The 21,366-nt window shown below is 42.8% G+C and carries 18 protein-coding genes; 3 read left to right on the forward strand and 15 right to left on the reverse strand.

All coding sequences use genetic code 11. The features are described from left to right. Positions 1–249: 249 nt before the first annotated feature. Positions 250–2,760, forward strand: a complete 2,511-nt coding sequence (locus DW036_RS08495) for a glycoside hydrolase family 9 protein (protein ID WP_118463024.1) — start codon at positions 250–252, stop codon at positions 2,758–2,760. A 302-nt stretch (positions 2,761–3,062) separates the two neighbouring features. On the opposite strand, the gene DW036_RS08500 is transcribed toward DW036_RS08495, so the two are convergent. The 4 genes from DW036_RS08500 to DW036_RS08515 form a co-directional block, all read right to left on the reverse strand. Then, entirely contained in the window at positions 3,063–4,082 is a 1,020-nt protein-coding gene (locus DW036_RS08500) for a low specificity L-threonine aldolase (RefSeq protein WP_118463027.1), read from the reverse strand. Positions 4,083–4,242: 160 nt separating this feature from the next. Next, entirely contained in the window at positions 4,243–4,461 is a 219-nt protein-coding gene (locus DW036_RS08505) for a winged helix-turn-helix domain-containing protein (RefSeq protein WP_007664492.1), read from the reverse strand. 266 nt (positions 4,462–4,727) lie between these two features. Next, on the reverse strand, positions 4,728–6,365 hold the full coding sequence (groL, locus tag DW036_RS08510) for a chaperonin GroEL (protein WP_118463030.1): 1,638 nt from the start codon (positions 6,363–6,365) through the stop codon (positions 4,728–4,730). 38 nt (positions 6,366–6,403) lie between these two features. Next, positions 6,404–6,676, reverse strand: coding sequence for a co-chaperone GroES (locus DW036_RS08515; protein WP_005679636.1), 273 nt, complete (start codon positions 6,674–6,676; stop codon positions 6,404–6,406). Positions 6,677–6,922: 246 nt separating this feature from the next. Between DW036_RS08515 and DW036_RS08525 the strand changes: the two genes are divergently transcribed. Then, positions 6,923–7,774, forward strand: coding sequence for a bile acid:sodium symporter family protein (locus tag DW036_RS08525; RefSeq protein WP_118463244.1), 852 nt, complete (start codon positions 6,923–6,925; stop codon positions 7,772–7,774). Between the two features lie 140 nt (positions 7,775–7,914). Here DW036_RS08525 and DW036_RS25745 read toward each other — a convergent pair whose 3' ends face one another. The 9 genes from DW036_RS25745 to DW036_RS08565 all read right to left on the reverse strand — a co-directional run bounded on the left by DW036_RS25745 (position 7,915) and on the right by DW036_RS08565 (position 17,059). Further along, the gene (locus tag DW036_RS25745) at positions 7,915–8,082 is read right to left on the reverse strand and encodes a hypothetical protein (protein WP_007214867.1); all 168 of its coding nucleotides are present in this window, start codon (positions 8,080–8,082) and stop codon (positions 7,915–7,917) included. A gap of 77 nt (positions 8,083–8,159) precedes the next feature. Then, complete coding sequence (hisS, locus tag DW036_RS08530) at positions 8,160–9,524, reverse strand: histidine--tRNA ligase (protein WP_118463036.1); 1,365 nt, start codon at positions 9,522–9,524, stop codon at positions 8,160–8,162. A 180-nt stretch (positions 9,525–9,704) separates the two neighbouring features. After that, complete coding sequence (locus DW036_RS08535; protein WP_007214977.1) at positions 9,705–10,397, reverse strand: zinc metallopeptidase; 693 nt, start codon at positions 10,395–10,397, stop codon at positions 9,705–9,707. Positions 10,398–10,532: 135 nt separating this feature from the next. Next, positions 10,533–11,840: an alpha-L-fucosidase gene (locus DW036_RS08540; RefSeq protein ID WP_369906174.1), complete on the reverse strand. Its 1,308-nt coding sequence runs from the start codon at positions 11,838–11,840 to the stop codon at positions 10,533–10,535. A gap of 82 nt (positions 11,841–11,922) precedes the next feature. Beyond that, positions 11,923–13,194, reverse strand: coding sequence for an adenylosuccinate synthase (locus DW036_RS08545; protein WP_118463042.1), 1,272 nt, complete (start codon positions 13,192–13,194; stop codon positions 11,923–11,925). Beyond that, complete coding sequence (locus DW036_RS08550) at positions 13,191–13,679, reverse strand: Fur family transcriptional regulator (protein ID WP_022393539.1); 489 nt, start codon at positions 13,677–13,679, stop codon at positions 13,191–13,193. Before DW036_RS08550 ends, DW036_RS08545 begins: the two co-directional genes overlap by 4 nt. A gap of 89 nt (positions 13,680–13,768) precedes the next feature. Then, the gene (locus tag DW036_RS08555) at positions 13,769–14,428 is read right to left on the reverse strand and encodes a DNA alkylation repair protein (RefSeq protein WP_118463045.1); all 660 of its coding nucleotides are present in this window, start codon (positions 14,426–14,428) and stop codon (positions 13,769–13,771) included. A 17-nt stretch (positions 14,429–14,445) separates the two neighbouring features. Beyond that, entirely contained in the window at positions 14,446–16,491 is a 2,046-nt protein-coding gene (locus DW036_RS08560; protein ID WP_118463048.1) for a dihydrofolate reductase, read from the reverse strand. A 103-nt stretch (positions 16,492–16,594) separates the two neighbouring features. Continuing rightward, positions 16,595–17,059, reverse strand: a complete 465-nt coding sequence (locus DW036_RS08565) for an AraC family transcriptional regulator (protein ID WP_118463051.1) — start codon at positions 17,057–17,059, stop codon at positions 16,595–16,597. Positions 17,060–17,336: 277 nt separating this feature from the next. Here DW036_RS08565 and recQ point away from each other — a divergent pair, with 277 nt between their 5' ends. Beyond that, entirely contained in the window at positions 17,337–19,145 is a 1,809-nt protein-coding gene (recQ, locus tag DW036_RS08570) for a DNA helicase RecQ (protein ID WP_118463054.1), read from the forward strand. Between the two features lie 86 nt (positions 19,146–19,231). Here the strand turns inward: recQ and DW036_RS08575 are convergent, their stop codons facing one another. Next, positions 19,232–20,056 (reverse strand): lipopolysaccharide assembly protein LapB, encoded by an 825-nt coding sequence (locus tag DW036_RS08575; RefSeq protein ID WP_118463057.1) that lies wholly within the window; start codon positions 20,054–20,056, stop codon positions 19,232–19,234. A 191-nt stretch (positions 20,057–20,247) separates the two neighbouring features. After that, on the reverse strand, positions 20,248–21,198 hold the full coding sequence (cysK, locus tag DW036_RS08580; protein ID WP_118463060.1) for a cysteine synthase A: 951 nt from the start codon (positions 21,196–21,198) through the stop codon (positions 20,248–20,250). Positions 21,199–21,366 lie beyond the last annotated feature (168 nt).

Genomic DNA, 21,366 nt, shown 5'->3' on the forward strand with positions numbered 1-21,366 from the left:
ATTAAAATACATAAACGAAAACTAAAAAGGAGTATTAAAAAGCATAAACCATAGATAATCAACAAAATATCCATTTATAAAAAGATCCATTAATGTCTTTTTAATTCTAAAACGATGTAAACGACTCGTAACATCAATTAATTATTCATGCTAAAACTTCCTAAAATAAACGGAAAACACTTTATTTGTATATAAAATAATGCATTTACAGAAAGCATAATTCCCCCAACCTTAATATATTGACTTATTATGAAAAGTAACCATTGGCTACTTACGGTAGCACTCACTTTCATTGTCCTGCAAACCAAAGCAGATGCATGGATACGCATAAACCAACTTGGCTACTTGCCGCAATCTGTGAAAGTAGCAGTATTCATGAGTGAAGAACCCACTGACATACAAGAGTATGCACTTGTAGATGCCTTCACCGGACAAACAGTTAGAACTTTCAATTCTATCAAATCAACCGGAAAGATGGGCCTAATGAAGAGTACTTATCGTTTGAATTTTAGCGATTTCAATCAACCGGGAACCTATTACCTGAAAGCAGGTAAAGTTGTATCTCCCCATTTCCCCATCAATAACCATGTATACAATGGAACTGCAGATTTCTTGTTGAACTATATGCGTCAGCAGCGCTGCGGTTATAATCCTTTCCTGAAAGACAGTTGTCATGTGCACGATGGCTACATCTTGTATCATCCCACTAAGACGGGACAACACATTGATGTCCGTGGTGGCTGGCACGATGCAACTGATTATCTGCAATACACCACCACTTCCGCCAATGCTATTTATCAGATGATGTTCGCCTATCAGGAAAATCCGGAATCTTTCGGTGATTTCTATGATGCTGCCGGACTTCCCGGTGCTAACGGTATTCCTGACATTGTAGACGAAATAAAATGGGGATTGGATTGGTTAAATCGCATGAATCCCGCTTCTGGCGAACTATACAACCAGATTGCTGACGACCGTGACCACGCCGGTATGCGTCTGCCCAACGAAGATAAAGTGGACTATGGTTACGGTCCAGGCAACGGACGTCCTGTTTATTTCTGTAGCGGTGAACCTCAGGTACGTGGCCAGTTTATGAACACAACTACAGGTGTAGCCAGTACAGCAGGCAAATATGCTTCCTGCTTCGCTCTCGGTGCACGCCTCCTGAAGAATTTCTACCCGGAATTTGCAGCTGAAATAGAGGCAAAGGCTGATGCAGCCTATCAGGAAGGAGTAAAAAAGCCTGGGGCTTGCCAAACGGCATCTGTCTTGTCTCCGTATATCTATGAAGAAGATAACTGGGTAGACGATATGGAGTTGGGAGCCATGGAACTGTTTAAGAGTACCGGAGATCTGACATATCTGCAGCAAGCCGTTGAGTATGGACGACGTGAACCTGTTACCCCATGGATGGGTGCTGACAGTGCACGCCACTATCAATGGTATCCGTTCATGAATATGGGACATTACCACTTAGCAAAAGTAAACAATGACCGCCTCAGCAAAGAATTCATCCGAAACATGCATACCGGTATTGTACGTACCTACGAAAAAGCAGTCGAAAGCCCATTCATGCATGGCATTCCCTACACTTGGTGTTCTAACAACTTAACAACTGCCATGTTGACACAGTGCCGCCTGTATCGTGAAGCAACAGGTGATGAATCATACAAAGAAATGGAAGCTGCCATGCTCGACTGGTTGTTCGGTTGTAACCCATGGGGAACTAGCATGATCGTAGAACTCCCCCTATATGGAGACTATCCTTCACAGCCCCACTCTTCATTACTAAATGCAGGAGTAGGCAACACTACAGGCGGATTGGTAGACGGACCAGTTTACCGCACTATTTTTGAAAGTCTACGTGGAGTAAATATGACTGGTATTCCCGGTACTCCCGGACAAGATTATGAACGCTTTCAACCGGACCTGATGGTATATCACGATGCTATTCATGACTATTCGACCAATGAGCCGACTATGGATGGAACTGCATGTCTCACTTATTACCTCTCTGCCATGCAAAAAGAGGGCATGAAGCAAGCCAATATTCAGGGCGATAAGAATGTATATGTAAATGGTGGCATCATTCGCACTGATCCATCAAAAAAACAAATTACACTTGTTTTTACTGCAGCTGATAAAGCAGACGGTGCCAACGCTATCATCAGCACGCTGAAAAAGTATGGCATCAAAGGTGGATTTTTCTTCACCGGTGAATTCTACGAACTCTACCCTGAAGTAGTCAAACGTCTGCGTACCGAAGGACATCTGGTAGGTAGCCACAGTTATGGACACTTACTGTATATGCCGTGGGAAAATCGCGATTCACTATTAGTAACCCGTGAGCAGTTTGAACAGGATATGCTAAAAAGCTACGCAGGTATGCGCGAGGCAGGTATCGAATACAAAGATGCTCCGGTATATATCCCGCCTTATGAATATTATAATAAAGAAATAGCTGCATGGGCAAAAAATATGGGTATCCAACTTATTAACTATACGCCCGGTACAATGAGTAATGCAGATTACACTACCCCGGATATGGGACAGAAATATCGCAGCAGTAAGTTTATCTATGACAAAATCATGGAAGTAGAGAAAAAAGAAGGTTTAAACGGACATTTGATGTTGATACACTTCGGTACGGACGACCGCCGTACGGATAAATTCTATAATGGCTATCTGGATAAAATGATTAAAACATTGAAACGGAAAGGCTATACTTTTGTACCCGTACTCGAAGCAATAGGAATGTAGTCCATACGATTATCATAAAAAGGTTAGTTAAAGGTTATCATGCAAAGGTATTTAAGGTAATATTCAATCGGTTTGTTTTCAGTAGGCTTTTCCCCCCCAAGGGAAAAAGTTTCAAACCAAAGCTCCATGCCTGAGAAGGTCCGGAGCTTTTTTCTGTCATTTTTATAATATAATGAAGAAGATTTTGATGCAGATAAGTGCATCAGCCTACGCAGATAAGTGCATCACCCTACACAGATAAGTCTTCAACCTGATGCAAATAAGTGTGTGGGGTGATGCAGATAAGTGCATAATAAGGAAAATCAGAAGCTTTCTTTCACAGCCTGCAACAAGGTCTGTATATCTTCCTCTGTTGTATCAAAAGAAGTCACAAAACGAATTTCATTTTCAGCTTCGTTCCAGAAATAGAAGAAGTAAGACTTCATTAGCTTATCAATAACCGAACGAGGCATAGTCAAGAATAACTGGTTACTCTCCATCTTCTGTGTGAAATGTACACCCGGTAATACTTTCAAACCATCATACAGTTTTTGTGCCATTGCATTGGCGTGCATAGCATTCTTTTTCCACAAATCATCTGTAAGGTAAGCTGTGAACTGACAAGAAAGATAACGTAATTTAGAAGCTAACTGGGCCGATTGCTTCCGCACATAAAATGCCTCTTTTTTGAGCTCCGGATTAAAAATAACTACGCTTTCCCCAAGCATCAAACCATTCTTTGTTCCACCAAAACTAAGTATATCAATACCACAATCAACCGTAAGTTCCTTGAAACTAAGATTCAAAGCTACACAAGCATTCGCCAGGCGTGCACCATCCATGTGTACATACATACCATGTTTATGCGCCAAAGCTGTTAATGCCTTCAATTCCTCCGGAGTATAAACAGTACCCAATTCCGAACATTGGGAAATATAAATAGCACCCGGCTGGGAATGATGTTGTTCACCAAAATTCTTTAGATAAGGCTGTACCAACTCTGGAGTGAGTTTTCCATCCGATGACACAATCGGACGGATCTGGCAACCTGTCATACGTGCAGGAGCACCACATTCATCCACATAAATATGCGCTGTCTCCGCACAAAGAATCAAATTATAAGGACGCGTAACCAACTGTAAAGCTACTGCATTACTACCTGTTCCATTAAAAACAAAAAGCGGTTCACAATCAGCTGTAAATGTCTCCTTGATTTTGCGGACGGCTTCCTCCGTCCAAGGATCGTCACCGTAGCCTACTGCATGATTTTGGTTTGCTTGGTTTAGTGCTTCCATCACCAATGGATGTACACCGGAATTGTTGTCTGAAGCAAAACTTCTCATAGTTATATTCATTTTATCGATAAATTATCTTAGCACCCGAATTATCATTTACTACTAAGAGCATGCAAAGGAACGAAATATATTCGTTAGCAGAAAAAAAGAAGCGTGGATTTTTAAAATCCACGCTTTCGTTTAGGTTTTCAATCGGTTTTTTCATTCTTTAGCCGATATAAACATTCACGCCCAAAAAAATGTAGAGCTCTTCATTCTCTTGGTGCAATACAATCTTGTCTTCACAAGCTAACCATCCCAAGGCGGCTCCCAGTTCTTTGTCCTTCAGCCCGGACTTTCTCTTCAAAGTCCCATAGTCCCATTTGGCGTAATTGCTAAGCAACCTCCAAATTTTGCCTGCGTTCAGGCCGATGTCGCTTTTGTTCATCTCTTTTCGTTATTAAAAAGGTTAAATAATTGATTGGTTTTTGTTTAGGCTATCCTAATTTATCCCCCTAAAGGTATCACTTTTTATTTATAAAACACAAAAAACGAACGAAAGATATATTTTTTAATCAAATTTGTAACAGTTTCGTAATAATATACAGGTAATATGAGAAGAAAAAGACTAGAAAAGAGAAAAAAAGACCACAGCACCTTCAGAGAGATGCTGTGGTCATTTATTATAATTATGAATTCAGGGAAAAACGGGTATTACATCATGCCACCCATGCCGCCCATGCCGGGAGCCCCCATTGGCATTTCAGGTTTGTCTTCCTTTTTTTCAACGATTACACATTCAGTAGTCAAGAACATACCTGCAATAGAAGCAGCATTTTCCAAAGCTACACGAGCAACCTTTGCAGGATCAACTACACCGGCAGCATGCAGATTTTCATATACATCAGTACGAGCATTGTAACCATAGTCACCTTTACCTTCACGTACTTTCTGTACAACTACAGCACCTTCTTTACCTGCATTGGCAACGATCTGACGCAACGGTTCTTCAATAGCACGCTTGATAATGTCAACACCGGTAGTTTCATCGATGTTATCACCTTTGAAGCCTTCCAATGCATCGAGTGCACGGATGTAAGCTACGCCACCGCCTGGTACGATACCTTCTTCTATAGCAGCACGTGTTGCACGCAAAGCATCGTCTACACGGTCTTTCTTCTCCTTCATTTCAACTTCAGAAGCAGCACCTACGTAAAGAACTGCAACACCACCAGACAATTTGGCCAGACGCTCCTGCAATTTTTCTTTGTCATAATCAGATTTCGTAGCAGCAATCTGAGCTTTGATCTGTTCACAACGTTGCTTGATATTTTGTTTGTCACCGGCACCGTTTACGATGGTAGTGTTATCTTTAGAAACTGTGATCTTATCAGCAGTACCCAACATCTCGATGGTAGCTTGTTCCAGTTTCAGACCCTTTTCCTCGCTGATCACTACACCACCAGTCAATACGGCGATATCTTCCAGCATTTCTTTACGACGGTCACCGAAGCCCGGAGCTTTCACAGCACAAATCTTCAACTGAGAACGCAGACGGTTTACAACCAGCGTAGTCAAAGCTTCACTATCCACATCTTCTGCGATTACCAACAGAGGACGTCCGGTTTGTACAGCAGGTTCTAGGATAGGCAAGAAATCTTTCAGGTTAGAAATCTTCTTGTCGTAGATCAGGATGTATGGTTTTTCCATTTCGCACTCCATCTTCTCCGTGTTAGTAACGAAGTAAGCAGAAAGATAACCACGATCAAACTGCATACCTTCTACCACACCAATAGTAGTATCAGTACCCTTAGCTTCTTCGATAGTAATTACACCGTCTTTAGAAACCTTACGCATAGCATCAGCGATCAACTTACCGATAACCGGATCATTGTTGGCAGATACAGAAGCAACCTGTTCAATCTTATCGTAGTTGTCACCTACTTTTTCAGCTTGTGACTTAATTGAGTCAACTACTTTGGCAACAGCCTTGTCAATACCACGTTTGATATCCATAGGGCTTGCACCGGCAGTTACGTTCTTCAAGCCTTCAGCAACAATAGCCTGTGCCAATACAGTAGCAGTAGTAGTACCGTCACCGGCATCGTCACCAGTCTTGGAAGCTACTTCTTTCACCAACTGTGCACCTGTATTTTGGTATGCATCAGACAGTTCCACTTCCTTAGCTACAGTTACACCGTCTTTCGTGATATGAGGAGCACCGAATTTCTTTTCGATAATCACATTACGACCTTTAGGGCCGAGAGTTACTTTCACAGCATTTGCCAGTGTATCGATACCTTTTTTCAATTGGTCGCGGGCATCGATATTGAATAATATTTCTTTTGCCATAATGATATTTACAATTTAAATATTTTATAATTACTATATTAACCTAACACAGCGAGTACGTCACTTTGACGCATAATCAGATATTTAGTGCCTTCAACTTCCAGTTCGGTACCAGCATACTTGCCATACAAAACTGTGTCGCCCACCTTCAATACCATCTCTTCATCTTTCGTACCGTGACCAACTGCCACAACTTCACCTTTCAAAGGTTTTTCTTTTGCTGTATCCGGAATAATGATACCGCCAATTGTTTTCTCTTCTGCAGGTGCAGGGAGTATCAGCACTCTGTCTGCCAATGGTTTAATGTTCATAGTTCTTTTGTTTTTTATATGTTATACATTTATTATAGTAATGTCTTGCCTCGTTTTGGTGAGACGCAAAATAAATTGCGAAAAGCGTGCCAAACAGCAAAGCTAAATTTCTGTCAGTATAAAACTGCCAAATTGGCAAAGAATAAGACAATATTCCATTATCTTTAGAGAAGATAAGCGGCATCTCAGCATAACTTTTTCATGATTTGCATTATCTTTGCCCCCTCAAAAAACGTTTTTAGAAACATGAATGCAGTCTGGATTGTTTTGCCCATTCTCACATTATTAATGTTTGAGCTGGGATTGACACTTGAAATTAAAGATTTTAAATTATTTCGTCAACGCCCCTATCCTGTAATTGCAGGATTGATAGGACAGATAATCCTTTTACCTGTATTAGCCTTTGCACTGGGATATCTGTTTCATCTGGAGCCTTTATTTTTTATTGGATTGGTACTCATAGCCTGCTCTCCGGGAGGAAGTTCATCCAATATATTCTCTATGATTGCCAAAGGCGATGTGGCACTTTCCGTTTCGTTAACTGCCCTCAACAGCATTATCACCCTATTCACAATTCCTGTCATTATGGAGTTTGCCACACAAGTTGCAGGAGACAATAGTGGAATGATCATACACTTACCTGTCGGTAGCCTCATCGTCCAGAATTTACTACTTATGTTGTTCCCCATTGCAACAGGTATTTTAACAAAACGATTCTGCCCTAAAGCTGCCGAACGGATACACAAAGTATTATCTAAAGTAGCTTTTCCTGCCTTGATATTATTAGCTTCTGTCTTCTTCATACAACATCACGAAACGATAGCTGCACAGATCGGACGATTAGGATTGTGCATCACAATGATGATTTTGCTGGCTATGGGTGGAGGATATATAATCTCTTGGCTAATGAAATTAAACAGAAAAGAGCAACGCACACTTATCATTGAAATAGGAATGCAGAATGCAGCTCAAAGTATTGCTATTGCAAGCAGCCCGTTTATATTCAATAATGATGTAATTGCTATACCAGCCATTATTTATGCGCTGATGATGAATATTATCTTATTAGTATATGTGGGAATAGTAAAGAGAAGATAATAAACAGTGAAAATTACACTAAAAACCCCTCCTACAAGAAGTTAAGACCTTGCATACAAGAAGTTAACTTCTTGTCAACAGGGAGTTAAGTTCTTGTCAACAAGAAATTGGCGACTGAAAAAATGATAAACCAAGCCAGTTTAGTCAATATCCAGATCCGTATCACAACTCAATTCCGTCGAATATCCCTGCCAGAAGCTCTTGGTAGAATGTACTAAAGCACTCCCCATCAAGAAAAGGAATATTACGGCTATTAACGTCATCACCATACCGATGGCTGCGTAATACTTCGGTTCTAAAACATCCATAATAGTTATCTTTGTTAGGTTAGTACTACAAAGATAACCAAGATGGACTACAAAGAGTTTACTCTTTTATGAAGTTTTTATTTCTTTAAAGTTTGTATCAATTCTTCGACCGAAACCAAGCTCTGTTCGCCAGTCTCCATATTCTTCAGCGTCACCTTATTCTCATTTATTTCATTCTCTCCCACAAGGGCTACAAATGGAATGTTTTTGGCATTAGCATAGCTCATTTGTTTTTTCATCTTTGAAGAATCCGGAAAGATTTCTGCACGAATACCTTCGGCCCGTACCTTAGCAAGTACATTCAGAGAGTAAGCAGCTTCTTTCTCACCAAAGTTAATAAAGAGAAGTTGTGTACTGTTCACAGCTTCCTTCGGATAAAGGTCAAGCTGATTCAATACATCGAAGATACGATCGGCTCCAAAAGAGATACCTACACCAGAAACACCAGCCATACCGAATACACCGGTCAGATTGTCATAGCGACCGCCACCTGTGATACTTCCGATTTGCACATCCAAGGCTTTCACTTCAAAAATGGCACCGGTGTAGTAGTTCAATCCGCGAGCAAGCGTCAGATCCAGTTCCAGTTCATTTTTCAAACCGAAAACAGACAGAGTTTTCAAGATAAACTCGCTTTCTTCCACACCTTTTTGACCGATCTCACTACCCGCAAGCACTTCTTTCAAAGTAGCCAGTTTTTCTTCGTTCGTACCATTCAGCAGAATAATAGGTTGCAGTTTGGCAATAGCTTCATCACTGATACCTTTTTCTTTCAGTTCTGCATTCACATTGTCCAAACCTATTTTATCCAACTTATCAATAGCTACTGTGATATCCACTATTTTATCAGCCTCACCTATAATCTCGGCGATACCGGTCAAAATCTTACGGTTATTGATCTTAATGCAAACCCGGATACCAAAACGAGTAAAGACCGTATCAACAATCTGCATCAACTCTACTTCATTCAGTAAAGAGTCACTACCCACTACATCAGCGTCACATTGATAAAATTCACGATAACGTCCCTTCTGTGGACGATCTGCACGCCAAACGGGTTGTATCTGATAACGTTTGAAAGGGAAAGTTATTTCATCACGGTGCATTACCACGTAGCGAGCAAACGGCACAGTGAGATCATAACGCAAACCTTTCTCACAGAATTTACTGGCAAGTTTAGCAGCATTACGACTCAGTAGTTCCTCATCAGTCAGTCCGGAAAAATAGTCACCTGAGTTCTGTATCTTGAACAGGAGTTTATCACCTTCTTCACCATACTTCCCCATCAGTGTAGAAAGCATTTCCATTGCAGGCGTCTCAATCTGCTGGAAACCATAGAGGTGATATACATCGCGAATGGTATTGAATATATAGTTACGCTTCGCCATCTCTACTGGCGAAAAGTCACGGGTTCCTTTGGGAATACCTGGTTTTGCTGCCATAATTATTCTATATTATTTAGTTTGAAATGCAAATTTACGGCAAATTATTGAATTAGCTGAAAGAAAAACAGGAGATTTTGAATAAATATGTGCATAGTTGATGGCCTATCTTAAGCAAACAGACCATCTATTCACAATGAATAGATGGTCTGTTTTATCGCTTTTATATATTGGACAAGATTAGTCCCTGCGTCCCATAAATATCATAATATAATAAATCAACGTTGCCAATGAACCCAATGCAGCCACCACATAGGTATAAGCAGCAGAACGAAGTGCGTCTTCAGCCTGCTTATGATTGTAAGAGTTCGTAATGCCCGAACGGCTCAACCATACCAATGCACGCTTACTGGCATCTATTTCCACCGGCAAAGTGACGAAACTGAACAGCGTAGTCATAGCAAACAGGATAATACCTGCCAGCAACAATTGCGGGAACGTGTTCAACAGCAAGATACCACCCAGCAACAACCAGGTCATCCACTGTGAAGCAAACGATACCACAGGTACAAGCTTACTACGCATAGTCAGGGGAGCATAAGCCCGTGCGTGCTGCACAGCGTGACCACACTCGTGAGCGGCAACGGCAGCAGCCATGATACTGTTACTTTCGTATACACCTTCACTCAGGTTTACTGTCTTATTGGCAGGGTTATAGTGGTCTGTCAGTTGTCCCGGCGTATGTGTCACCTGAACATCATAAATTCCATTGTCATGTAGCATCTGAAGGGCAACATCACGGCCCGTCATTCCATTACCGGTAGGGATCTTGGAGTACTTCTTGAACTTGTTCTGCAAGTTCATTTGCACCAGCCAGCTGACCACAGCTATACCAATAAAGATAATCCATTGTATTCCTATCATTCCTTCCATAATCTTTTTCTGTTTTTAGTAATTAAAAATGTGTCGTTTGTTATATATAATACAAATTGTTTGCCAAAAATAAAGGGAAACCGTGAGCTTTACTACAGTTTCCCTTATCTTTTAGGAAGAATTAGCGAAAACCCACTACTGCCCAACAAGTTGTAACTCTATCACGTAATCCGTATCTGCAGGAACTTCCGGTAATTGCAATACCACTCCCTGTCCGGCACGAACAATTCGTACCGGGGATTGATCTTTAAACAGAAAGCCCTTCTTCACCATTTTTCCATCTAATGGAAGATATAGCGCATTATCCTTCAAATTCAGAATATGGACAAAAAGTCGATTTCCCTTTTGCGTTGTCACTCCCCAGTCATGCGGAGGAACAACACCGCCACGAGTGCCATAAATCGTCTCGCCATACACTTTCATCCACTCTCCCATTTCTTTCAACCGTTGAACCGCGACTTCCGGCAGACATCCGTCCGGCTGAGGACCGATATTCATCAAGAGATTTGCATCCTTTCCGGCAGCTTTCACCAGATAATGGATCAGAGTTTTAGTTGACTTATAATCTTGGTCGGTAATCTTATATCCCCACATCCCGTTCATGGTTTCGCAAGTTTCCAAAGGCAAATGGCTGACATCCTGTCCGGATAGTCCGGCACTGTTTTCTCCCGGCAGATCACGCTCGAAGATTTGTATATCTTCTCCGGAGAAAGGAACCTGATGATGATTGTTTCCCACCAGACATGCAGGTTGCAGGCGGTGTATCAGCGCATATTGTTCCGGTAGCTGCCAGTCAAAATCCGGATTAGCGTCCTGATCCCACCAACCGTCGAACCAGATAGCGCCTACCGGACCGTAGTTCGTCAGCAACTCCGTCAACTGGTTGTTCATAAAGGTATAATAGTTTTTCCAGTCTCCCTTCGGGTTAGGTCTTCCAGTTCCGCGCCCTGTGCGCCCCCAAGGTGCGTCTTCACGATACCAATCTATATGGGAGTAATAGAAATGAAGCCGGATGCCCTGCTTATAACATTCGTCCGCCAACTCTTTCACGACATCGCGCTTGAAAGGGGTTGCATCCACAATATTATAATCGGAATACTTGGTATGAAACATGGAGAACCCTTCATGGTGGCGGCTCGTAAAGCAGATATACTTGGCTCCGGATGCCTTAATGGCACTTACCCATTCAGCAGCGCTAAATTTAGAGGGATAGAATCCTCCGGCAAGCTTCGCATATTCTTTATAATTCAAATCTTTATTGGTCATCGTCCATTCACCGGTAGCCAACATACAGTATAGTCCCCAGTGCAGAAATATTCCAAACTTATTGTCTTGAAATTCCTGACGGGCTTTCAGGTTCTCGGCAGACGGTTGATAAGTCTGCGCCTTTGCAGGCAAAAAAGATGCTGCAAACAAAAGTGATAGAAGAAAGTGTGTGTTCATCATAAGTATGCGGATGGGTTAATAAAAATGAGATTACATCAGCATGTATGTCTGATGTAATCTCATTATAATATAGTTAGACTTACTCTTCTGTATAGCGTTCAATCGTCTGTCCGCGGTCAGGACCTACGGAAACAATCTTGATGGGCACACCAAGCTGTTCTTCCAGGAATGTCAGGTAAGCATTGAATTCTTCAGGGAATTCATCTTCACTCTGCATTCTCGTCATATCAGTTTCCCAACCGGGCAACTCAACATAAACCGGCTCAATGCCGTCATTGATATCATAAGGGAAGTAATCGATTTCCTCGCCATCCACCTTATAAGCTACACAAGCCTTGATGGTTTCAAAAGAATCAAGCACGTCGCTCTTCATCATGATCAATTTAGTAACACCGTCCACCATAATGGCATACTTCAATGCCACCAGGTCAATCCATCCGCAACGGCGTTTACGACCTGTAACCGAGCCGAATTCATGTCCCAGTGTACAAATCTGATCACCTGTCTTATCAAACAGTTCTGTTGGGAACGGACCTGCACCTACACGTGTACAATAGGCTTTAAAAATACCATAAACCTCACCGATTTTATTAGGAGCCACCCCCAAACCGGTACAAGCACCCGCACAAATGGTATTGGAAGAAGTAACGAACGGATAAGAACCAAAGTCGATATCCAACATTGTACCCTGAGCACCTTCGCAAAGTACTGACTTATTTTCGTTCAGCAGGTTATTGATTTCATGCTCGCTGTCTACCAACGGGAACTGTTTCAGATATTCGATACCTTCCATCCAGACCTTTTCAAGTTCTGTCAGGTCGTACTCATAGTTCAAACCTTTCAGGATTTGTTCATGGCGTGCTTTGGCTTCAGCATACTTTTGTTCGAAGTTATGCAGGATATCACCTACACGCAGACCGTTACGGCTGACCTTATCGGTGTAAGTCGGACCGATACCTTTCCCCGTCGTACCTACTTTAGCATCACCTTTCGCAGCTTCATATGCAGCGTCCAATATGCGGTGGGTCGGCAAGATGAGATGCGCTTTCTTAGAGATATGCAAGCGCGCTTTCAGGTTATGTCCGGATGCTTCCAATGCTTCAGCCTCTGCCTTGAAGAGAGCCGGGTCAAGCACCACGCCATTGCCAATGATATTCACCTTGTCACCTTGGAAAATTCCCGAGGGAATAGAACGGAGCACATACTTCTGCCCTTCGAACTCGAGTGTATGTCCGGCATTCGGTCCGCCCTGGAAGCGAGCCACGACATCGTATCTCGGAGTTAATACGTCAACGACTTTGCCTTTGCCTTCGTCGCCCCATTGTAATCCTAATAGAACATCTACTTTCATTTTTCTTTCTTATGGTTATTACTTTTCTTCTTACGTTTGTTAGCGCGGTCGCACTTACTGCACAATCCATACAGATAAAGCGAATAATGCGACAGACTGAACCGACTCAATTTAGTATTCCCAATCGCCTGCTGTAATTCTTCGTTCTGAAACTCAGTCACTTTGCCACACTGTGTGCAGATTTGATGGTGATGCGTATCACGGTTATAGCTCTTTTCGTATTGGGAGGAATTTCCAAACTGGTGCTTGATAACCAGTCGTGCATTGATGAGAAGGATAATAGTATTGTAAAGAGTCGCGCGGCTTACACGGAAATTCTCCTGGTCAGCCATCAGCGAATAAAGTGTATCGATGTCAAAATGACCATCAATGGAATAGATAGTATCGAGTATGGCATAGCGCTCGGGAGTCTTGCGATGCCCGTTCGCGTTGAGATATTCAGTGAATATCTGCTTTACCGTATCTTTCACATTCTGACTTTCCATTTTGGCGGCGCAGTTTTTTTACAGCCAACAAAGTTAAGCCTTTTTTGCGGAAAGCAAATGAGAAAGGGGAAAAAAAACAAAAAATCACTTTATTCTATTTCTTCTCTTACAAGATTATATAGCAACTGTTCGGCTTCCGATTCGGAATGTTCCATCTCTTCCACCCGGCGGCATACTTGGAAAGCATGCTCTTCACTATGCTGCATGAAGCGGCGAATGGCCGCCATAGCTGCATTACGCACGTGGTAGGAACCGGAAATGAAAGCACAAACAGCCTGGTCGAGAAATTCGTTCGCAGTGCGTTCATTCATATCCCCCTTCTTCATTAGCAAACGGGCAATGGTGAGAAAACCACACGTCTGTACATACTCCCGCTCATCGGCAATCCATTGAAAAGACTTCGCAGGAGCATAAGGAAGATGCTGAAACAGATTCATAGAAGTAAGTTCCGCTATTTCAATGTTCTGAATACTTTCCACCCAGATATCGGCAATCTCCGGAAAGAAGCTTTCTACAGGCTGTAACAGTCCCGCCATAATCTTACATTCACGGATATCCTCTTTCCACAAGGCTTGCGCCAATGAGTGATCCTTTTCATATTCTCCGGCAATTGCCTTGATGCGGGGAAGTTCTACACCGAAATTCAATTTGTAGACCAGTCCCTTTTCACGCATACTTTGAGACACAGCCCCGTTCATAGAGAGGCGGAGCTGTGTCTTTATTTCTTTCAGTTGTTCATGTAAATCCACAAAACAATGATTTATAGTTAATTATTAATAGAAGGCAGATTAGAATAATCCTTACTGTAACGCAACATTTGTTCCGCATAGCCTTCGTCATAAGTCACTTTTATGTCGGTTATCTTACCGGCTGCATCTACCACTGCTTCATATTTCGGATTTACAAATCCCTTGTACGGAGCCAGATTCAGCTTTTTGTAACGTTCCAGAACTTCGGCATGCAAAGCCGGATCTACCTTCACTGCATAGTTTTCCACCAAATCGTGGGCACCTTGATAGTCGCCAGTTGATTTGATACGTTGGATTTCGGACAGTAACTCACCGAAGAGTGCACGCAACTTTTCATAATCGTTCACTACTACATAAGTCTTACCATCTTTCTTCACCAGCTCTACTACTTTATCCGCCGCACCTTTCTCAAACACCCAGCGGGCAATGAGCTGACGATTACGCATGTGAGCTTCTTCCACATTGTTACCCGGTTCAATGCGAACCAGCTGTGTCATCAGGCCGTTCATCAGATAAGTATAATATTCTGCTTTATAAGCATCTGCATTGGGTGTCAGTCCCAGTTCTACCAACTTAGAATCAGCTACATAATAGAGACCGAACAAGTCCGCACGTGCTTCCTCAATCGTAGAGCCATAGGCTTTCAAAGCATCCGGATCAACTCCCGGAAGCAACTTACCGGAACCATGTCCCAGACATTCATGCAAATCCGTATGAAGTTCACCGGTCAGATCGGCATATTTATCTATCAACTGCAATTCGGCATCGCTATACACAAACTCTTCATTGAATCCGTTACCACGAGCCGCCTTATTATATGCATCCGTAATATTACCGATAGTCACAGATTTAGAACCATGATGGCTGCGTATCCAGTTGGAGTTAGGCAAATTGATACCGATAGCTGTTGCCGGATAAAGGTCACCCGCCAGAATAGCAGCAGTAATCACCTTGGCGGAAACACCTTTCACTTCATCTTTCTTGAATTGCTTATCCACCGGAGAGTGATCTTCAAACCATTGCGCATTGCCACTGATAATCTCAGTACGATGCGTAGCTTCCATATCCTTAAAGTTCACCAATGATTCCCAGCTTGCCTTCATACCCAACGGATCACCATAGCTTTCCGTAAATCCATTCACAAAGTCCACGAGGGAATTCAAATCTTTCACCCAGAGGATAGCATATTCATCAAAAGTCTTCAGATCACCGGTCTTATAATACTTTATCAGTTCAGCAATCACAGCCTTCTGTTCCTGATTTTCTGCTACGCCTTCCGCTTTCTTCAACCAGTATACGATGTTATCAATAGCCTGTCCGTACAGACCACCCACTTTCCAGACCTTTTCTTGAATCTTGCCGTTCTCTTTCACCAGACGGCTGTTCAGACCGTAAGAAACAGGTGTTTCATCTTTCGGGTCCTTCATGGCATTATAAAAGTCTTCGGCTTCCTTCTGCGTCACACCGTCATAATAGTTGCAAGCAGAAGTCAACACTAAGTCCTCTCCTGCTGCCTGGTTCACGCGTTTCGGCATTACAGTCGGGTCAAAAATAACCGGAGACAACTCATCACATAATTGCTCTGCGGTTTGTCCTTCAGCCAGCGGCAATGTAGAGGCATCTACACTCAGCACAGCTTCTTTGAAAAATTCGGGAGCAAAAGCAGGCACGAACTTCTCAGAGCCATAATGGTGATGGATGCCGTTAGAAAACCACACACGTTTAAGGTACACTTCCATCGCCTTAAAATCAGGCGTGTTTTTGTCTCCTTTATATCCTGTATAAATCGCTTCCAACGTTCTACGAATGCGCAAGTTATATTTTCCATTCTGATCGAAGAGAATGTCACGACCCTGCAAAGCAGCTTCCGTAAGGTAATACACCAGCTCTTTCTGTTGGAGCGACAGGTTTTCGAAACCGGGAACCCGGTAACGTAATATTTGTAAATCTGCAAATTGTTCCACTGTATAATCAAATTTATCTGCCTCGGCAGTTGTTGTTTTCGAGCCACTACAAGCTGTCAGCAATGCAAAAGCGGCACATACCATTAGTTGTTTCTTCATGTGTCGGGAGATATGTGAGTTGGTATTTAGAAAAGACGAAAAGGAAGTATTCCGAAACAGCTGCTCCGGAATATTTCCTTTTTATACATTGCTTTACGCAGAATTACTGTTTTTTATCTGCGTGTTTTTTACGATATCCGTTAGGAGTTTCACCTACATTCTTGTAAAATGCAGCGTAGAAAGACTGACGGTTGGCAAAGCCTACCATTGTGCTAATTTCTTCTACATTCTTGTCGGCATATCTCTTGTCCGTCAATAAATGCTTAGCATCTTTTACTCTGTACTCATTCAACAAGCATGAATAGTTCATACCAAAACGAGAGTTTACTACAGCAGACAGATAGCGAGTGTTGGTTTTCAACTCTTTCGCCAAGTCTTTAGCCGAGTAATCGGGATCTTTGTACTTCTTCTGCACAACAACAATATTCAATATCTTGTCATACAATTCATCTGCCAATTCCGGACGAATCAACGAGCGGTAAGCAGCATTCTTCTCTTTTTTCTCTCTCAGGTTATAAGGGCGCTTCTTAGGAGCCGCATCCTGATTTTTGTTTTCTAAATCACTCATTTGAATTAACTGGTTAGGGTTTGTTAAAAAATGAAAGCCCGAAGGATTTTCCTTTAGACTTTACAAAAGTCTGACATTTTTTTCTAATACGCAACTTTTCTCGTACATATTTTTGACCTATAAACAACGAAAAAGGTTGAAAAGTAGCATTTGAGCCGATTTAATAAGAAACTTTAACTTTAGCAAAAGAGGTTATGATATAAAATGAATACGTTTATCAGCTTGTTTCATATACAATAATTAATGTACCTTTGCAGGATAAAACTTTATCAGCGAAATGATACAGACGCTTAAACGATATTTTGGTTACGATAGTTTCCGCCCTTTACAGGAAGAGATTATCCGCACACTACTGGACGGAAGAGATTCCCTGGTATTGATGCCTACCGGAGGTGGAAAGTCCATTTGTTACCAGCTTCCGGCTCTGTTATGCGAAGGAACCGCCGTAGTGGTTTCCCCTTTAATCTCCCTGATGAAAGATCAGGTGGAGTCACTTTGCGCCAACGGTGTAGCCGCGGGTGCCCTGAACAGCAACAACGACGAGACCGAAAATGCTGCCCTACGCCGTGCTTGTATGGAAGGGAAGCTGAAATTACTCTACATTTCGCCTGAGAAATTAATAGCAGAAGCCAACTATCTTTTAAGAGATATGCACATCTCATTATTTGCCATCGATGAAGCGCATTGCATTTCCCAATGGGGACATGATTTCCGTCCGGAATATGCACAAATGGGATTCATACGCGAGATGTTTCCCAACATTCCGGTCATAGCCCTTACAGCTACAGCAGATAAAATTACACGTGAAGATATTGTACGGCAGTTACACCTCAACCAGCCAAAGGTTTTCATCTCTTCTTTCGACCGTCCCAACCTGAGCCTTACCGTAAAACGGGGGTACCAGCAGAAAGAAAAAAGTAAAGCCATCTTGGATTTCATCGGTCGCCATCCCGGTGAAAGCGGCATCATCTATTGCATGAGTCGCAGCAAAACGGAGACAGTGGCACAAATGCTGCAAAAGCAAGGGTTACGTGCAGCTGTTTATCATGCCGGATTATCTTCCGCACGGAGAGATGAAGCACAGGACGATTTCATCAACGACCGTGTACAAATAGTTTGTGCCACGATTGCTTTCGGTATGGGAATCGATAAAAGTAATGTGCGCTGGGTCATCCATTACAATTTGCCTAAGAGTATAGAGAGTTTTTACCAGGAGATCGGACGTGCCGGACGAGATGGATTGCCAAGTGATACTCTCTTATTTTATTCTTTGGCTGACCTTATTCTATTAACCAAGTTTGCGATGGAAAGCGGGCAACAAGGTATCAACCTGGAGAAGTTACAACGTATGCAACAATATGCTGAAGCTGATGTTTGCCGGCGTCGCATCCTGTTGAGTTATTTCGGAGAGACCACTACAGAGGATTGTGGAAACTGCGATGTATGTAAGAATCCGCCCCAGCGTTTCGACGGAACTGTTATTGTTCAAAAAGCTTTAAGCGCTATTGTCCGTACAGAACAGCAGATCGGCACGAGTATTCTTGTAGATATCTTACGCGGAAATAATACTCCGGATATATCGGAGAAAGGGTATCAGCAACTGAAAACGTTCGGTGCCGGACGTGAAGTTCCTGCCCGTGACTGGCAGGACTACTTGTTGCAAATGCTACAACTGGGTTATTTTGAAATAGCATACAACGAGAACAACCATCTGAAAATAACAAGCAGCGGTAGTGATGTTCTCTTCGGACGGGCACAAGCACGATTGGCGGTAATCCGGCGTGAAGAGTCCGCACCCGCCAAAGGAAGAAAGAAAAAATCGACCATTCCGGTCAGAGAACTACCATTGGGGTTACCGAACACGGAAAGTGAAGAACTTTTCGAAGCCCTGCGTGCATTACGGAAACGGCTCGCAGATCAGGAAGCGTTACCGGCTTATATTGTACTATCCGACAAAGTTTTACATTTACTCAGTACCGCCCGCCCCACTACCATGGAAGCATTCGGCAATATCAGCGGAATCGGCGAATATAAAAAGAAGAAATACGGGAAGGATTTTGTCGAGTTAATCAGGAAATACGTTTAATAGTGATTAGGGGTTAGTGATAAGTGATTAGTAAGCTGCGCTGTTATACCGCATGGCATTAATCATTTATCACTAACCCCTAATCATTACTTGCATTGCTGTAACAATCCCCTGAGATCCGCCTGTGGCACTCCAAGAGACATTGCTTTCTCAAAATCCTGCTTTGCCAGACTTTTCTTCTTCTGGGACAGATAGATCTGTCCGCGCATCAGATAAGCCTCTGTCTGCGAAGGATTCAGTTTCAGAGCTTCTTCCAGATCAATCATTGCCAGATCAACATGCTGCATATCTTGTTCTATTCCCGCACGCGCTACGTATAAGGCTGCATCTTGCGGATCTTCTACCAGCATTTTATTCAATATCTCCAAGGCTTTCTGTAAGTTCCCATCTTTTTGTTCCAGGGTAGCGAGTCCTAAACGGGCATTATAATTCTGAGGATCGAGCTTCAGCAACCGTTCATAATCTGCCCGGGCAAACTTGAGATCACGCTGTGTCACATAAATATAGGCACGCATCAGGAGTGCTTCCCGGTTATCCTTTTCCATATCCAACACTAAAGAATAGTCTACACGCGCCTGCTCATTCCGTCCCATCTCAAGATTCAGGGCAGCGCGATTCAAAAGAATGGGAACAGCCCGTGGTGCAATGTTCAAAGCATATGTGTACGACTCCAAAGCCTGATCATAATCCCGTTGCCGACGCTGGATAGTACCGAGGTTAGAGAACAATAAGGCATTATGCGGATTGGCAGGTTCCAGTTTCAAAGCCCGGCGGATATAATCTTCTGCTTGCGTCAGGCTATCTTGTTCCGTACAAGCAATGGCACGCTCCGAAAGCTCCTGGTAGGTTTGGGCAAACACAGGAGATACACCTATTATATATATAAGGAAAGAAAGAATAGACTTCTTCATATTCAATTTATTTAAAGGTTATGTTTCAAAGTAAGGAACCGTTTGTTTCATTACTTGAAACTGTTTGTTTCATTGCTTGAAACTGTTTGTTTCACACCGAGAAACTGTTTGTTTCATCGCTTGAAACTGTTAGTTCCACACGGAGAAACACTTTGTTCCCAAATACGAAACGAATTATTTAATAAGAATTACTAATCCAGCGGATAAGTTTCGAACGCAAACAGCTCTGTCGACAGATAACGTTCTCCCGTATCAGGCAGAAGGGCTACAATCCTTTTATCCGCAAACTCCGGACGTTGCGCCAGCAAACGTGCCGCATACACAGCCGCACCGGAAGATATGCCCGCCAGCAGTCCTTCGGTAGACGCCAACTCGCGTCCGCCACGAATTGCTTCATCATCGGGCACAGGAAGCACTTCATCTACAACAGAAGCATCATAAATAGCAGGAACAAAATTGGCTCCGATTCCCTGAATACGATGCGACCCTGCCACTCCGCCTCCCAGAACAGGAGAAGATTCCGGTTCTACAGCAACAATATACACATCCGGATTATGTTTTTTCAAGGCACGTGCCACTCCGCAGATGGTTCCGCCTGTTCCCACTCCGGCAACAAAGACATCCACTTTTCCGTCTGTATCCGTCCAGATTTCTTCACCTGTAGTGAGCGTATGAATCTGTGCGTTAGAAGGGTTTTCAAATTGTTGGAGGATAACCGAACCGGGAATTGCCGCCCTCAACTCCTGCGCCTTTGCAATGGAACCCGCCATACCCGCCAGTCCATCTGTCAGTACAATTTCAGCTCCCAGTGCTTTCAACAGGTTGCGGCGTTCTATACTCATGGTTTCGGGCATTGTGAGCATCAGGTGATATCCTTTGATCGTAGCAACCATCGCCAGTCCCACACCGGTATTTCCACTGGTAGGCTCTATAATCGTAGCACCGGGCTTCAGTGCTCCGCGTGCTTCTGCATCTTCAATCATGGCAAGCGCCACACGATCCTTCACACTCCCGGCCGGATTGAACGCTTCCAACTTTGCGATAATATTCTGTTTCAGTCCATATTTGCGGCTGTATTCCGCTAATTCCATAAGCGGGGTACAACCGATAAGTTCCGTCAGATTCTTTGCTATTTTTGCCATAACAATCTAATTATTAAACATTCCCATTTGCAGGTATCTTCGTACAAAGATAATGCAAACCGAAAGCAGAATAAAATGAACTCGTTCATTTTTTATGCAAAGGTGCACCTTATCTTCGTTTTTAAGCAAAGATAGATAAAAAACTATTTCACCGTTCAAGTGTTACAT

The sequence above is a fragment of the Bacteroides sp. AF39-11AC genome, assembly GCF_003474285.1.
Taxonomy (GTDB): Bacteria; Bacteroidota; Bacteroidia; order Bacteroidales; family Bacteroidaceae; genus Bacteroides.